This is a genomic window from Salininema proteolyticum (assembly GCF_042685645.1).
Classification (GTDB): domain Bacteria; phylum Actinomycetota; class Actinomycetes; order Mycobacteriales; family Micromonosporaceae; genus Salininema; species Salininema proteolyticum.
Window position 1 is genome coordinate 3786589 of sequence record NZ_JBHUNX010000001.1, and the last position, 15040, is coordinate 3801628.

A 15040-nucleotide genomic window follows, 5' to 3' on the forward strand; every position below is an offset into this window, starting at 1 on the left:
CCTCCGGCCCGCGGATCACTTGCCGTAGCGGCGGTTGCGGGTGGCGAAGGAGCGCATCGCGCGGAGGAAGTCGACGCGGCGGAATCCCGGCCAGTTGGTGTCGCAGAAGTAGAACTCGGAGTAGGCCGACTGCCACAGCAGGAAGCCCGAGATCCGCTGTTCGCCCGAGGTGCGGATGATCAGGTCCGGGTCCGGCTGCCCCGTCGTGTACAGGTGGTCGGCGATGGCCTCCACGTCGATGTCCGAGGCGACGTCGGCCAGGTCGCGGCCCCGGTCGGCCTGCTCGCAGAGGTAGGAGCGAACCGCGTCGGCGATCTCCTGCTTGCCTCCGTAGCAGATGGCGAGGTTGACCTTGACGCCCGACTTGTGGGCCGTCGACTCCTCGACGTTCTTCAACTGCCTGGCGTGGCGGTTGTCGAGCTGGTCCAGCGCGCCCACCATCTTGAGCTTCCACGGCTGGTCCGGTTCGGCCAGCTCGGAGGCCAGGCGGACGATGATGTCCAGCAGCGGCTGGACCTCGGACTCGGGGCGGCTGAGGTTCTCGGTCGAGAGCAGGTAGATGGTGACGTGGTCGATCCCGACCTCCTCGGACCAGGCCAGGAGGTTCTTGACGTGCTTGGCGCCCGCGCGGTGGCCGTCGGAGGGGTCGGCGAGGCCCATCTCGCGCGCCCAGCGCCGGTTGCCGTCGATCATGACGCCGATGTGCTGGGGGCGGGGGAGGCCGTCCAGCTGGCGGTTGAGCCGACCTTCATAGATCTTGTACAGCAGATTCGAGAACACCACGGATCAATTGTATGCGATCCGGGGTTTCGGGCTCTCCGGCGGCGACAGCAGGGATTATGAACGCCCGGTGACGTGTCGGTGCTGGGAGTGGCCGGGGTGGGAGATAGAGACGCGGTGCCCGGGCGGGGCCGTGGAGCCATCCTGGCGGGAAGGTGCCGGGAGGTGCCTGGCTCCGGTCGGGTCGCTCCGAGCGGGAGCCGCGTGTGCATACGTGCGTGAATCCGGACTCGGCCGTCGCTCGGGCACCGCGTCTTCAGCCCCGGGGACCGGCAAGGGACGGTGACCGGTCACCCGTGTCGGGGCTTGGTGGCGGCGCGCCCGCCTTGAAGGCGCTCCGCCGCGGCCGGGGAACCGGTTCGCGGTCCCCTCGGCCGACGTCGCTGTTCATTTGTGGTCCCCCGCCGGCCGGTCGGACCGTCCGGCGCCGGGGTCGCGGGCCGGCCGCCGTTCCAAAGGCCGCGGCCGCCCCTTCGGCCCGGGAGGGGCGGCCGTCCTCGGGCGAGGCCGGCCGTCCTCCGCGTGCTCTACTCTTCGTCCACGCCCAGACGGCTCTTCAGCGCGTCCAGCTCGGCCCACAGCTGGGTGGGCAGGCGGTTGCCGATCTTGGTGAACCACTCCTCGACCAGCGGGAGCTCGGCCTTCCACTCCTCGGGGTCGACCTTCAGGGAGGCCGCGAGGTCGTTCGGGTCCATGTCGAGGCCCTCGACGTCGATGTCCTCGGGGCGCGGGTTGAAGCCGATGGGCGTCTCGACGGCCTCGGCCTTGCCTTCGAGGCGCTCGACGACCCACTTGAGGACGCGGCTGTTCTCGCCGAATCCCGGCCACAGGAATCCGCCGTCCTCGTCGCGGCGGAACCAGTTGACGTAGAAGACCGACGGGAGCTTGGACTCGTCGTCGGCGGACTTGCCCATGCCGATCCAGTGGTCGAAGTAGTCGCCGGCATTGTAACCGATGAACGGCAGCATCGCCATCGGGTCGCGGCGGACGACGCCGACCTGGCCGACGGCGGCGGCCGTGGTCTCGGAGGAGAGCGTGGCGCCCATGTACACGCCGTGGGTCCAGTCGCGGGCCTGCGTCACCAGCGGGATCGTGGTGGCGCGGCGGCCGCCGAAGAGGATCGCGTCGATCGGGACGCCGCGCGGGTCCTCGTAGGCGTCGGACAGGATCGGGCACTGCTTGATCGGCGTGCAGAACCGGCTGTTGGGGTGCGACGAGAGGCCCTCGGAGTCCGGGGTCCACTCATTGCCCTTCCAGTCGGTGGCGTTGGCCGGGGGCTCGCCCATGCCCTCCCACCAGACGTCGCCCTCTTCGGTGAGCGCCACGTTGGTGAACAGCGTGTGGCCCTTCTCGATGGTGCGCATGGCGTTCGGGTTGGTCCGGTAGTCGGTGCCGGGGGCGACGCCGAAGAGCCCGTACTCGGGGTTGGAGGCCCACAGGCGGCCGTCCTCGCCCCAGCGCAGCCAGGCGATGTCGTCGCCGAGGGTCTCGACCTTCCATCCGGGGATGGTCGGCTCGAGCATGGCCAGGTTGGTCTTGCCGCAGGCCGAGGGGAAGGCGCCGGTGATGTGGTAGACCTTGCCCTCCGGGCTGGTCAGGCGCAGGATGAGCATGTGCTCGGCCAGCCAGCCCTCGTCGCGGCCCATGGCGGAGCCGATGCGCAGGGCGTAGCACTTCTTGCCCAGCAGGGAGTTGCCGCCGTAACCGGAGCCGTAGGACCAGATCTCGCGGGTCTCCGGGAAGTGGGAGATGTACTTGGTGTCGTTGCAGGGCCAGGAGACGTCGGACTGTCCCGGCTCCAGGGGGGCGCCGACGGAGTGCAGGGCGGGGACGTACTCGGCGTCGCCGCCCATGGCTTCGAGGACGTGGGTTCCCATGCGGGCCATGATGTGCATGGAGATCACGACGTAGGCCGAGTCGGTGATCTCGACGCCGAACATGGGCTTCTCCGCCTCGAGGGAGCCCATGCAGAAGGGAATGACGTACATGGTGCGCCCGCGCATCGAACCCCGGTAGAGGTCGGTCATGGTCTCGCGCATGTACTCGGGGGAGGTCCAGTTGTTGGTGGGCCCGGCGTCCTCGGGGTTGGTGGAGCAGATGAAGGTCCGCTCCTCGACCCGGGCGACGTCGTTCGGGTTGGTGCGGGCCAGGAAGGAGTCCGGCTTCGCGGGCACCGGCTCCAGGGTCCCGAAGGCCACCAGTTCGCTCGTGAGGCGCTTCCACTCGGCGTCGGAGCCGTCGCACCAGACGATCTGGTCGGGAGTGGTCAGCTCGGCGACCTCGGCCACCCACGCCAAGAGTCCAGCATGGTCGGTGGGCGGATTCTTCAGCCCGGTCACGATGGTTGCGGTAGCGGTTTCGCTCACTGTCACTCCTTTGTGCAGGTGCGGGTTCGGCTGGGTATCGCATGAGGCGCAGCGGACTCGGGCGGGGGAATCCGCTACGGCCCGCCGGCGGTGGCCGGCGCGGTAGGTCGACGGTACTCCCAGCGGGAGAATCGCGCATCGTTCAAACAGATGCCGGGGCCTTATTGTGGAGCAAGTCTCTGCTTTATAGGAGAAGTGTGCGCAAATAAGCGCAGAACACTCAGAATCGCGACTACTATGAGCCTTTTCGATCGCGATTCCATTCCGGCCCCTGACTCCGGTCATCCGACCTGATCTTTTGGAGCTCTTGAGCATTGGATCCACGGGCGGAGGCCGCACCTCCCGGCCCCGCGTGGGGAACCGCTCAACGGCGGCGCGACCGGGCCACGAGAACGGCGAAACCGCCGGTGAGCAGGAGGACGAAGGCGAACACGAAGGCGCTGAGGAGCGGTGCGCCCGTGGCGGGCAGCACGGGGGCCGCGGCGGATTCCGCGACTGCGGACGCCCCGAGCGGAGTCCCCCGGCCGGCGGACACGAGTCCGTGCGCCCATTCGAGGGCCGAGTCCCACGGAACGAGCGGATTCACGTCGCCCCGGGGCCACTGCCCGAGGCGGCTCGCGTCGGTGGCGGGGCCGAGGCCGAGTGCCGAGATCGTCTCCATAACGGGATTCTAGACGGCCGAGCGCCTCGGCAGGCCTTTTCGGCGAGGATCGGTGCGGCCACAGTGGAGTACGGCGGAGCCCGCCCGTTCAAGGGGCGGGCCTTCTCCCGCGCGGCACGCTTCGGCGGACAGCCGACGCGCCTTGCAAGGTGTAGAGGCCGTCAGCGCCGAGAGCACATCAGCGGACGAGGCGGGGACGGAGCGGGCCCCTGCGGAGCACTGCCGAAACGGCCGCCTCCGCCGTGGGGCCTACTCGGTCTCGTTGCAGATCTTCAGGGTCTGCCCGGCCCCGGTCTCCAGCGCCATGCCGAAGTGCTTGAGCCAGGAGCGGACGCCGTCGGGCGTACCGGTGTTGAAGGACTTGGCGCTGCCGACGTACTCCGGCTCCCGCTCCAGGTGCCCGGCGTTGAGCGCGATGAGGAAGCGGGGGTCCATGCCCTGGGCGGCCAGGGTCAGCTTCGCCGCGGCGCGGGCGACGATGTCGTTGGACAGCGGGAAGGGGTGCAGGGAGAGCAGTTCCCCGTGGATGACGGCCGCGCGCAGCGCCGGGGGCAGGTCGCTGGTCGGGTTGGAGACGAGCGCGCAGAGCGCGTCCATGCGCGCCGATCCGGCCGCGTCCAGGTCGGGCCGGCCCGGCTGCGGAGAGCCCTGGGAGACTTCGAAGTCGCTGGTGGCGAACATGTGCAGCCGAGCGAGTACGTAGCGGGGAGAGGACTTCCAGACGTCCACGAGGCCGGGCAGGGCCTCGGTCACCCTGATGGCGCCGCGCACGACGGCGTCCTCGCCGTCCCAGGCGCGGAGAGAGTCGGTGTCGAGGTCGTAGCCCTCCAGCCGCAGGGTCGCTGCGGTGTCGGCGAGGGCGACCTCGGCGGCGATGTCGTCGGCGTCGTCTTCGAGGCTCTTGTGCCACAGCATGCGCTCGACGGTCGCCCGCGCGTTCTCGAGCGCGTCGGCGACTTCGGAGAGTTCCATCAGAGGTGCCAGTGGGTCCACGGTCGCGAGACTACCCCCCTTACATCTCGTTTTGGTATAGCGAGGCCGTGACCTGTTGCCCGGTAATGGGTTTGCCCAGCGACTTCGCCGCGGTCCGACTGTTGTCCGCACATCTGTGAGAAATATTAATGGTGTGTTCGAAAGGTATCCGGCCCTTGGAGTGTAAGGCGCGAGCATCGGAGATGACGGAATGCCGCTCGACGCCGGTGTTCCCGGCATCTTCCCGCTCTCCGCCCGAGCAGAACGATGCTCGGCGACGACTCCGCTGTGCGCGTTTGAGTTCATTTCACCGCTTGGTCACGCAAGGGGGCGCATGTAACCGCCGGCACCTCACGTTGTAGTGTTACAGAACATAGACCTGATTCACAAACGCGTGACCGTGTGGACACATTAAGGAGTATCTGGTGGCTGAGACCGGCAAAGAAGCCCTCGCAAACCTGCTTAATGAGGAACGCCGCTTCCCTCCGCACCCCGACTTCGCCAAGGCGGCCAACGTCGACGCCTCGGCCTATGAGTCGGCGCGGTCCGACCGCCTCGCCTTCTGGGAGACGCAGGCCCGCCGACTGTCCTGGAACAAGGACTGGGACGAGGCCCTGGACTGGAGCAACGCCCCGTTCGCCAAGTGGTTCGTCGGCGGCGAGCTCAACGTCGCCTACAACTGCCTCGACCGGCACGTCGAGGCCGGCCTGGGCGACCGCGTCGCCATCCACTGGGAGGGCGAGCCGGGCGACAGCCGGTCGATCACCTACGCGGAGCTCTCGGCCGAGGTGCGCCGCGCGGCCAACACGCTGACCGACCTGGGCGTCGAGTCCGGCGACCGCGTCGTCATCTACATGCCGATGATCCCCGAGGCCGCCGTCGCCATGCTCGCCTGCGCCCGCATCGGCGCGATCCACTCCGTGGTCTTCGGCGGATTCTCCGTCGACGCCCTCGCCGGCCGCATCGACGACGCCGGCGCCAAGCTGGTCGTCACCGCCGACGGCGGCTACCGCAAGGGCAAGGCCTCCGGCTTGAAGGACACCGTCGACGCCGCGGCCGACCGCTGCGAGTCGGTGGAGAAGGTCCTCGTCGTCAAGCGCACCGAGCAGGAGGTCGCCTGGAACGACCGCGACCTGTGGTGGCACGAGACGGTCGCCGGCGCCTCCGACGAGCACGAGGCCCGCGCCTTCGACTCCGAGCACCCGCTGTTCATCCTCTACACCTCCGGGACCACCGGCAAGCCCAAGGGCATCCTGCACACCTCCGGCGGCTACCTCACGCAGGCCTCCTACACCCACCACGCGGTGTTCGACCTCAAGCCGGAGACCGACGTCTTCTGGTGCACCGCCGACATCGGCTGGGTCACCGGCCACTCCTACATCGTCTACGGCCCGCTGTCCAACGGCGCGACCCAGGTGATGTACGAGGGAACGCCCGACACCCCGCACAAGGGGCGCCTCTGGGAGATCGTCGAGAAGTACAAGGTGTCGCTGCTCTACACCGCCCCGACGGCCATCCGCATGTTCATGAAGTGGGGCGACGACATCCCCGCACAGCACGACCTCTCCAGCCTGCGCCTGCTGGGCAGCGTCGGCGAGCCGATCAACCCCGAGGCCTGGATCTGGTACCGCGAGCACATCGGCGGCGGCACCGCCCCGATCGTCGACACCTGGTGGCAGACCGAGACCGGCGCGATCATGATCTCCCCGCTGCCGGGCGTCACCACCGCCAAACCCGGGTCCGCGCAGGTCCCGCTCCCCGGCATCGAGATCGACGTGGTCGACGACGACGCCCAGTCCGTCCCGGACGGCGGAGGCGGCTTCCTCACCATCCGCGAGCCGTGGCCCTCGATGCTCCGCGGCATCTGGGGCGACGAGGAGCGCTACCGCGAGACCTACTGGTCCCGCTTCGAGAACCAGTACTTCGCCGGCGACGGCGCCAAACGCGACGAGGACGGCGACCTGTGGCTGCTGGGCCGCGTCGACGACGTCATGCTCGTCTCCGGCCACAACATCTCGACCACCGAGGTCGAGTCGGCGCTGGTCGGCCACGATTCGGTCGCCGAGGCCGCCGTCGTGGGCGCCTCCGACCCCGTCACCGGCCAGGGCATCGTCGCCTTCGTGATCCTGCGCGGCGACGTCGAGTCCAGCCCCGAGCACCTCAAGCAGCTGCGCACCCACGTGGCCGACACCCTCGGCCCGATCGCCAAGCCGCGCCAGGTCATGGTGGTCTCCGAACTGCCCAAGACCCGCTCGGGCAAGATCATGCGCCGCCTGCTGCGCGACATCGCCGAGGACCGCGAGGTCGGCGACGTGACCACCCTGCAGGACTCCAGCGTCATGTCCCGCATCAAGGACGGACTGTCCTCTTCCGACGACTAGAGAACCGCGCGCAGAAGCCCCCGGCACGTCCGGGGGCTTCTCCGTGTCCTCCCCGTACGGACGGTGTCTACCGAGTACAACCGGCGGATTTTCAAAGAACTGTGAAAAGAGATACTTTGGCCCGCGTCATCCTCCTCCGGTAGAGTGGCAGCGAGGTACCCCTCAGTCACGGACTCACAAGGCCCCGAAAGCCCGAGAAAAGGAGCCCGATGCCCAAACGAATCCTGCGCCTCGTCCGCGGAGAGCACAAAGAGACACTGCGATTCCTGCGAGTGGAGACGACAGGGGGCCTACTGCTCCTCATCGGCGCCGTCCTCGCCATCATCATCGCCAACTCGCCCTGGGGCGACACCTACAGCGCGATCCAGAGCACCTACATCGGCGTCGACGGCATCCTCAAGATGAACGTCCAGCACTGGGCGTCGGACTTCCTGCTGGCCTTCTTCTTCCTCGTCGTCGGCCTCGAACTCAAGCGCGAGATGGTCGTCGGCGAACTGCGCGACATCAAGAAGGCGCTGCTGCCGATCATCGCCGCCATCGGCGGCGTGGTCGTCCCGGGCCTCGTGGCCGTGGCCATCACCGCCGGCACCGACGACATGGGCAAGGTCTGGCCGATCCCCATGGCCACCGACATCGCCTTCGCCCTGGCCGTCCTCGCCATCTGCGCTCGCTCCCTACCCTCGAGCCTCCGCATCTTCCTGCTGACGCTGGCCATCGCCGACGACATCGTCGCCATCGGACTGATCGCCGCGCTCTACTCCAAGATCCAGGCCTACCCGCTGATCGCCTTCCTCGCGATCCTCGCAGCCTGGATCATCCTGCAGCGCAAACGCGTCAACAGCCTGTGGATCTACGTGCCGCTGGCGCTGCTGGCCTGGTACTTCCTCTACAAGGCCGGCATCCACGCCACCATCGCCGGCGTCGCGCTCGGCCTCGCCACCCGCGTCCTCCCCGACGAGGACGAGAAGCTCGACGACACCCCGTGCGTCAAGACCGAGCACTTCTTCCAGCCCTTCAGCGCCGGAATCGCCGTGCCCGTGTTCGCGTTCTTCTCCGCCGGAGTCGCCCTCGACTCGGAGTCCCTCCAGGCCTTCACGGTCGACAAGGCCGCCATCGCGGTCGTCGTCGGACTCTTCCTCGGCAAGACCGTCGGCGTCACGCTCGGCGCCTGGCTGGCGCACGCGTTGAAGCTGGGCCGGCTCTCACCGGACCTCAAGTGGACGGACATCACCGCCGTCGCCGTCCTGTGCGGCTGCGGGTTCACCGTGGCCCTGCTCATCACCGAGCTCGCCTACCCCGTCGACATGGCCGGCGACAAACAGCAGCTGGTGAAGACCGGCGTCCTCGTCGGATCGACGATCTCGGCCGTCGTGGGCGGATCCATCCTGGCGCTGCGCTCGCGCGCGGTCGCCAAGAAGCGCGCCGAGGCCGCCTAGAACGACACCCGGGCCCCGGCCGGGAGGACGACCGACGTCTCCTCCCGGCCGGGGCCTTATATCATCGGACTGTGTCCCAGCCGAAGACCTTCGACTCCTCCCTGGCCTTGCTCCCGGGCCCGTGGGAGCACCGCCATGTAGACGCCAACGGCATCCGATTCCACGTCGCCGAGGCCCGGCCCGCCGCCCCCAGGGACGCGCCCCTGGTGCTCCTTCTCCACGGATTCCCCGAGTACTGGGGCTCCTGGACCAACCAGATCCCGCGCCTCGCCGAGGCCGGGTACCGCGTCGTCGCCCCCGACCTGCGCGGATACGGGGCCACCGACAAACCGCCGCGGGGCTACGACGCCTACACCATGGCCGCCGACATCGTCGGACTCGTCCGGGCCCTCGGCGAGCGCCACGCCCACGTGGTCGGGCACGACCTCGGGGGCATCCTGGCCTTCGCGGCGGCGTCCTTCCACCCCAAGCAGTTCCGCAGCCTGACGGTCGTCTCGGCGGCCCACCCGCTGCGGCAGCGCGCGGCGCTCGCGGTCGACCCGCGCGGGCAGCTGGCGGCGTCGAAGCACCTGTTGGCCTTCCAGGCCCCCTACTACGACCGGCTCCTGGAGGCGAAGGACGCCGAGCGCGTCGGGAGGCTCATGGAACGCTGGTCCGGCCCCGCCTGGCGCGAGACGGAGGACTTCCGAGAGTACGTGCGCATGTGCCGGACGCTCATACAGATCGAGCGGTCCTCGTTCTGCGCGCTAGAGGCGTTTCGGTGGCCGTTCCGCACCGCGACGGGCCTGGCCGGGCGGCGTTTCGTCAAACTGCTGCAGCAGCCCTTCGACGTGCCGACCCTGCAGGTGCACGGCGATCTGGACACGTGCGTGCTGCCGCGCACGGCGCAGGGTTCGGGACGCTACGTGCGGGGCGTGTACGAGTGGCGGCTGCTGCGGGGGCTCGGGCACTTCCCGCAGCGCGAGGCTCCGGACGCGATCACGGACGAGATCCTGGCCTGGATCGGCCGGAACCGGTGACGAGCGGGTGAGGCGAGGCTCCCGACGGGCATACGGCAGGACACCCTCTCCGGCCGCCTGGCGGGAGCGTCGGACCCGGCCGCCTGGCGGGAGCGTCGGGCCCGAGGGAACGCCGACGTCCCTCCCCGCCCGGTTCAGCGGCCCGCCCTAGGCGCTCATACGCTGCGACGACGACGTCCCGAACCCGTTCGTCCACAGGTGCGGGCCGCACCTGTGGACAACTCCGGGACGACCCAGACCCACCACCTCCGACCTGCCGAAACCCCGTGCCCGTCCACCCCTGCGGACAGGTCGGCGCCGTCACGGGTGACGAGCATGTGCCCAACTCCCCCGCCCGACGCCTCCCGTCCCCTGTGAAGAAGTCCTGGCCCGAGGAGAGACGAACCCGGGCGGACCATCCGTCGGGAAGAATGGGCGGCATGAGAACTGTGGACATCAAGGGCACCGACCTGCGGCCCTCCAACATCGTCCTGGGGATGATGCGCATCGACTCCCTCTCCGACGAGGAGATCCGCACACTGGTCAAGACGGCGCTCGACGAGGGCGTCACCGTCATCGACCACGCCGACATCTACGGCGGCGAACGCCACCGGTGCGAGGCGCGCTTCGGCGGGGCCGTCACGCTCACGCCGGAAGAGCGCGAGAACGTCGTCATCCAGAGCAAGTGCGGCATCCGGCCGGGATTCTTCGACTTCTCCCGCGACCACATAGTCCGCTCCGTCGAGGGCTCCCTCGAGGCCCTCGGCACCGACTACCTCGACCTGCTCCTCCTCCACCGGCCCGACACGCTCGTCGAGCCCGACGAGGTGGCCGCGGCCTTCGACGAGCTCCACCAGTCGGGCAAGGTGCGGAACTTCGGCGTCTCCAACCACACGCCCGGACAGATCGAGCTGCTCAAGAAGTCCGTCCGACAGCCGCTGCCGGTCAACCAGGTGCAGTTCGGCCTCGGCCACGCCCCGCTGGTCGCCTCGGGGATCGCGTCGAACATGGAGACGCTGCCCCAGTCGGTCGACCGCGACGGCGGGCTCCTGGACTACTCGCGCCTGAACGACATCACCCTGCAGGCGTGGTCGCCGTTCCAGAAGGGCTACTTCGACGGGGTCTTCCTCGGCGACCGGGAGGACTACGCGGAGCTGAACGACGCGTTGAACGCGCTCTCGGAGGAGTCCGGCCTCAGCCCGACCGCGCTCGCTGTCTCCTGGATCACCCGGCACCCGGCGGACATGCAGGTCGTCATCGGCACGACCAGTCCCGAGCGGGTCCGCGAGGCCGCGGCCGGCTCGGACTACCGGATGAGCCGTGAGGCGTGGTACCGGCTGTTCACCGCCGCCGGGTACACGCTTCCCTAGCCGAGCCGCCCTCCGGCGTCGGGGGTAGTCGCCTCGGGACGCGGCAGCGCTCTCTTGGAGCGGATCCCGGCGGGCCCCGGTGTGCCGTCCGGGGACCGCCGGGGGTCCGCATGGGGAAAGTCTCGGGGCCGTTCCGCCATACTAGTCTATGTACGGTTGTGGCACAACGGATCTACTGCCCATTCCCTCCGTCGAGGCGTTTCTGGAAGACGGCGGAGCCGCCGAAGACCTCGTAGCCCAGGGCGTCGTTGACGGCCGCCATGGGGGCGTTGGCGTTCGCGTTGGCGGAGAACACCCGCTCGATGCCCGGCCGCAGGGAGCGCAGCCGCCGCTGGTTGGCGACCTTCATGAGCAGCCCCAGCTGGCGGCCCCGGTGCGCTGGGTCCACAATGGTGATGCCCTGGTTCGCCCATTTCTCCTCGCCCGGAATCACCCAGAGCTGGGTGTGCCCCGCCACCTCCCCGGTCCGCTCCTGGACGGCGATGGTGTGCACGGCGGTCAGCCCGCGCCGGCGTTCGATCCGCTCCCCGGCCCGTATCCGATCCACGTCGTACTCCGAGTCCTCGCGGACCCAACTGCCGGTGGGCTGGTCGGCGAGCATTCGGGACTCGAGGGCCGCGTATCCAGCGGCATACTTCTCCGGCACCGGTCCGGCCCATCCGGTGATTCGGTAGCCCTCCGCCTTCGGCAGGGCGGCCGCCTCCTTGCGCGCCAGCCCGGGGCCCATGGTCTCCGCCAGCACATTGCGTCGCACCTTTCCACTCAGGGCACGTTCGTAGCCAGTACGTTCGGCGAAGGGGCCGACCGTGTCGTTCTCGGCCGCGCCCAGCGCCAGGGGCGGCCACCCGGAGACCACGGACCTGCCCTGCTCCGCCGCGAAGGACTCCAGGTGCTCCAGCAGCGCCGTTCCCATTCCGCGGCGGCGGTGTCGCGGGTGGACGTAGACCGATCCCTGGCAGAGGCTCCCGTTCTCCTTCAGGAAGAGCGTCGCCCGGCAGCCGCCCACCGCTTCACCGTCCTCCCACCAGAGCCATTCGCGGGTGGAGGAGTCGGGAGAGGGGACGGCGAGGCCTGCCGCGAGCAGGGCCGGGGTCTGCACGGGGTGGTGCGGGAAGTCGTGTTCGGCGATCGCCTCGTGGAGGTCGAGCCATCGGGACACCGTGCTGGGATCGGCGATGTCCAATGGGCGCAACTGAGGTGAGGAGAGGGTCATGGCCCCCAGTATCGCAAGCAACGACCTGGATATCAATGAACGTACATCCATCGCGTGGGTCGTCCCATGGTCGGAGATCCGAAGGGGACGATGGATCCCCGCCGACGGCCGTCCGCCTCGGCCCGCGCCGGCAGCCGACGGTGAGAGAGCACGCCGGGCGGCCGTGGTTCGCGAGCGGGCCCGTCCGCCCGCGCCCGGACACGGGTGGGCGCGGACGGACGCGGGCGAACGCGGCCGGAAGAGCTCCGGAGACGTGGCCTCCGGGCCGGGTGACCGAACATGCAGCGGCCGGCCCGGACTCCCCGCCGGGCCGTTGACCACTCATTCGGGCCGGTGAAAGCCGTTACGGCGCTGCTCCTCGTGTTTGCCCTTCCAGTAGTTGATCTGGCGGATCACGTCGGAGCGGGCCTCGTCCAGGGCCGGATCGAGCTCGGGCTTGGTGGAGGTGCCGACGAAGGTCGTGGCGCCCTTGGACGCGATGGCCACCTCTACGACCACACGCTGTTCGGGGCCCTCGCGGTCCTTCGCCCCGACCTCTATGCGGATCTTCTCCGGGTCCACCTTCTGGAGGCGGCGGCCGAGCGGCATGAGGCGGTCGATGACGGGCTCCCGCTCGTCCTCCTCGAAGCCGTATCCCAGGTCAACGCACTGTTCAAGGAGCATCCTGGCTTCTTCGTTCTGTTCCATACCCTCAACCTAGCGCCCTTCGCGGCGCGGAGTGAGCGGAATTCACGGCATGGGCGGAGCGGCCGCGCAGGAGAAAGGCCCATGCGGCGCCTCGTCGGGGAAGGCCGAGGGGCTAGGAGAACGAGCGGCCGACGGCGAACGACGATCCGGCGTTCGAGCGGCATGCCGGCCCCTGGGGAACCCTCCACCGAACGCCGGCGCGGCTCCGAACACAGGCGAGAAGGCCGACCCGCACATTGACTCCGCACAGTGGCCCCGCACAACGCACCTGAGCGACTGAACTGCAAAAAGGCCCTGAACACAGTGGTCGGGAGATCATAGAATCACGTCGGCTGGCGCTGCTCGACTAAGTCTTCACCCCGGGACTCGGAGTCGACCGGGGAAATGCGCTTGGATTCTACAATCTCCCGCACCACGTATTCTGCTAGTTGCACCCGGGGAAGTCAAGGGCTACCGCGTCCTCCGACTGTCAGATGCATGACACACTTCTGTTGCACCCCAGTTTATTAGGATATTCTGTGGAGCTCACCCCCGATTATTGGCCTGACCGCGCCCCCGGCGAGCCGGTCGTCGGACGGCTTTCCCGCCGTTCCTCGAACAGACGTGCAAAGACCGCCGGGCCCGGGGTGACCGGGCGGCCGGCGGCCGCGTAGATCTTCTACTACTGGGTGAGAACCCGACGTCGCAGCATCAGGCACTCGGTGCGAGTTGTGCCCTGGAGTCTAGTCGAGCAGTCCGGCCTGCTTGGCCGATTTGAGCGACGCGTCCACCGTATGGGTGGGTCCCGCCTGAGCGGCCACCGCGTCCAGCGTCTTGAGGCCCTCGCCGGTGTTGTAGACGACGGTCTCGGCGTCGGGGTCGAGCCGACCCTCGTCGAGGAGCTTCTTGAGCGTCGCGACGGAGACGCCGCCCGCGGTCTCGGCGAAGATCCCGGTGGTCCGGGCCAGCAGACGGATGCCCTCGCGGATCTCGTCGTCGTCCACCTTGGCGAAGGCGCCGCCGGTGGCCCGCACGGACTCGATGGCGTAGGGCCCGGCGGCCGGGTCGCCGATGTTGAGGCTCTTGGCGATGCCGGTCGGCTTGACCGGCGTGATGACGTCGGTGTCGGCGTCGAAGGCGTCGGCGATCGGCGAGCAGCCCGCAGACTGGGCGCCGAAGACGCGCACCTTGGCCTGGTCGGTCAGTCCGATCTCGGCGCACTCCTCGAAGGCCTTGTGCACCTTCGTCAGCAGCTCCCCGGAGGCGGCGGGGATGACGACCTGCTCGGGCAGGCGCCACCCGAGCTGCTCGGCGACCTCGTAGCCGAGCGTCTTGGAGCCCTCGGCGTAGTACGGGCGGATGTTGACGTTGACGAACGCGGTCTTCTCGAACTCGTCGGTCTCGGTCAGCTGCGAGCACAGCCGGTTGACGTCGTCGTAGGAGCCGTTCACGGCCACCAGCCCGCCGCCGTAGACGGCGGTGGTGACGACCTTGCCGGTCTCCAGGTCATAGGGGATGAAGACGATGGACTCGTACCCGGCCCGCGCGGCGTGCGCGGCCACCGAGTTGGCGAGGTTACCCGTCGAGGCGCAGGCGAGGCGGTCGAAACCGAGTTTCCCGGCGGCGGAGGCGGCGACGGACACGACGCGGTCCTTGAAGGAGTGCGTCGGGTTCGCGCTGTCGTCCTTGATCCAGACCTTGCGCATACCCAGCTCGCGAGCCAGGTTGTCGGCCTCCACCAGCGGGGTCAGTCCCGGGTTGAGGCTGAGGCGGTCGGATTCGTTCTGTCCCACCGGGAGAAGTCCTGCGTAGCGCCAGAGGTTCTGCGGTCCGGACTCGATCTGCTCACGTGTCACGCGGGCGAGCGCGGCGGCGTCGTAGTTGACCTCGAGCGGCCCGAAGCACTCCCAACAGGCGTGCTGGGCGATGAGGTCGTACGTGGCCTGACAGTTGCGGCAGATGAGGCCGATGGCCGGAGTGTCACCGAAAACGGGGTGTGCGGATGGCATAAGTAGAGGCTCCTCCCTCATCTTTCCCGCGGAGGATCTCTCGCCGCGGGCCGGACTTGGCACCTGCCCGTCGGGTGGTTGCCGCAGTCTCACAGGGCCGGTTCCCTCGACTGCTCTGGATAAGGTGTTGCTTCCGAGTACGCGTGCTCGAAGGCACCTCGGATGTTACGGGTGTTCCTAACCGCTTG

The 15040-nt window shown here is 68.8% G+C and carries 11 protein-coding genes and 1 riboswitch; of the genes, 4 read left to right on the plus strand and 7 right to left on the minus strand.

Annotated elements, in window-relative coordinates:
- Positions 1-15 precede the first annotated feature (15 nt).
- The 4 genes from ACFTE1_RS17525 to ACFTE1_RS17540 form a co-directional block, all read right to left on the minus strand.
- Positions 16-783, minus strand: a complete 768-nt coding sequence (locus ACFTE1_RS17525) for an isoprenyl transferase (RefSeq protein ID WP_380624059.1) — start codon at positions 781-783, stop codon at positions 16-18.
- Between the two features lie 524 nt (positions 784-1307).
- On the minus strand, positions 1308-3122 hold the full coding sequence (locus ACFTE1_RS17530) for a phosphoenolpyruvate carboxykinase (GTP) (RefSeq protein ID WP_380624306.1): 1815 nt from the start codon (positions 3120-3122) through the stop codon (positions 1308-1310).
- 388 nt (positions 3123-3510) lie between these two features.
- Positions 3511-3807, minus strand: coding sequence for a hypothetical protein (locus ACFTE1_RS17535; protein WP_380624056.1), 297 nt, complete (start codon positions 3805-3807; stop codon positions 3511-3513).
- A 249-nt stretch (positions 3808-4056) separates the two neighbouring features.
- Positions 4057-4800, minus strand: a complete 744-nt coding sequence (locus ACFTE1_RS17540) for an oxidoreductase (protein WP_380624054.1) — start codon at positions 4798-4800, stop codon at positions 4057-4059.
- Positions 4801-5204: 404 nt separating this feature from the next.
- Between ACFTE1_RS17540 and acs the strand changes: the two genes are divergently transcribed.
- The 4 genes from acs to ACFTE1_RS17560 all read left to right on the plus strand — a co-directional run bounded on the left by acs (position 5205) and on the right by ACFTE1_RS17560 (position 10964).
- A complete protein-coding gene (acs, locus tag ACFTE1_RS17545) occupies positions 5205-7160 on the plus strand; it encodes an acetate--CoA ligase (RefSeq protein ID WP_380624052.1) in 1956 nt (651 codons plus the stop codon).
- Between the two features lie 209 nt (positions 7161-7369).
- Positions 7370-8596 carry a Na+/H+ antiporter NhaA gene (gene nhaA, locus ACFTE1_RS17550; protein ID WP_380624049.1) on the plus strand — a complete coding sequence of 409 codons (1227 nt, stop codon included), beginning with the start codon at positions 7370-7372 and terminating at the stop codon, positions 8594-8596.
- 71 nt (positions 8597-8667) lie between these two features.
- Positions 8668-9615: an alpha/beta fold hydrolase gene (locus ACFTE1_RS17555; RefSeq protein WP_380624047.1), complete on the plus strand. Its 948-nt coding sequence runs from the start codon at positions 8668-8670 to the stop codon at positions 9613-9615.
- Positions 9616-10034: 419 nt separating this feature from the next.
- Positions 10035-10964 carry an aldo/keto reductase gene (locus tag ACFTE1_RS17560; protein ID WP_380624044.1) on the plus strand — a complete coding sequence of 310 codons (930 nt, stop codon included), beginning with the start codon at positions 10035-10037 and terminating at the stop codon, positions 10962-10964.
- Positions 10965-11136: 172 nt separating this feature from the next.
- On the opposite strand, the gene ACFTE1_RS17565 is transcribed toward ACFTE1_RS17560, so the two are convergent.
- The 3 genes from ACFTE1_RS17565 to thrC form a co-directional block, all read right to left on the minus strand.
- Positions 11137-12177 carry a GNAT family N-acetyltransferase gene (locus ACFTE1_RS17565; RefSeq protein WP_380624042.1) on the minus strand — a complete coding sequence of 347 codons (1041 nt, stop codon included), beginning with the start codon at positions 12175-12177 and terminating at the stop codon, positions 11137-11139.
- 321 nt (positions 12178-12498) lie between these two features.
- Complete coding sequence (locus tag ACFTE1_RS17570; protein ID WP_380624041.1) at positions 12499-12864, minus strand: hypothetical protein; 366 nt, start codon at positions 12862-12864, stop codon at positions 12499-12501.
- A 722-nt stretch (positions 12865-13586) separates the two neighbouring features.
- Positions 13587-14852 carry a threonine synthase gene (gene thrC, locus ACFTE1_RS17575; protein ID WP_380624039.1) on the minus strand — a complete coding sequence of 422 codons (1266 nt, stop codon included), beginning with the start codon at positions 14850-14852 and terminating at the stop codon, positions 13587-13589.
- A 14-nt stretch (positions 14853-14866) separates the two neighbouring features.
- Positions 14867-14978: riboswitch (SAM riboswitch) on the minus strand.
- Positions 14979-15040 lie beyond the last annotated feature (62 nt).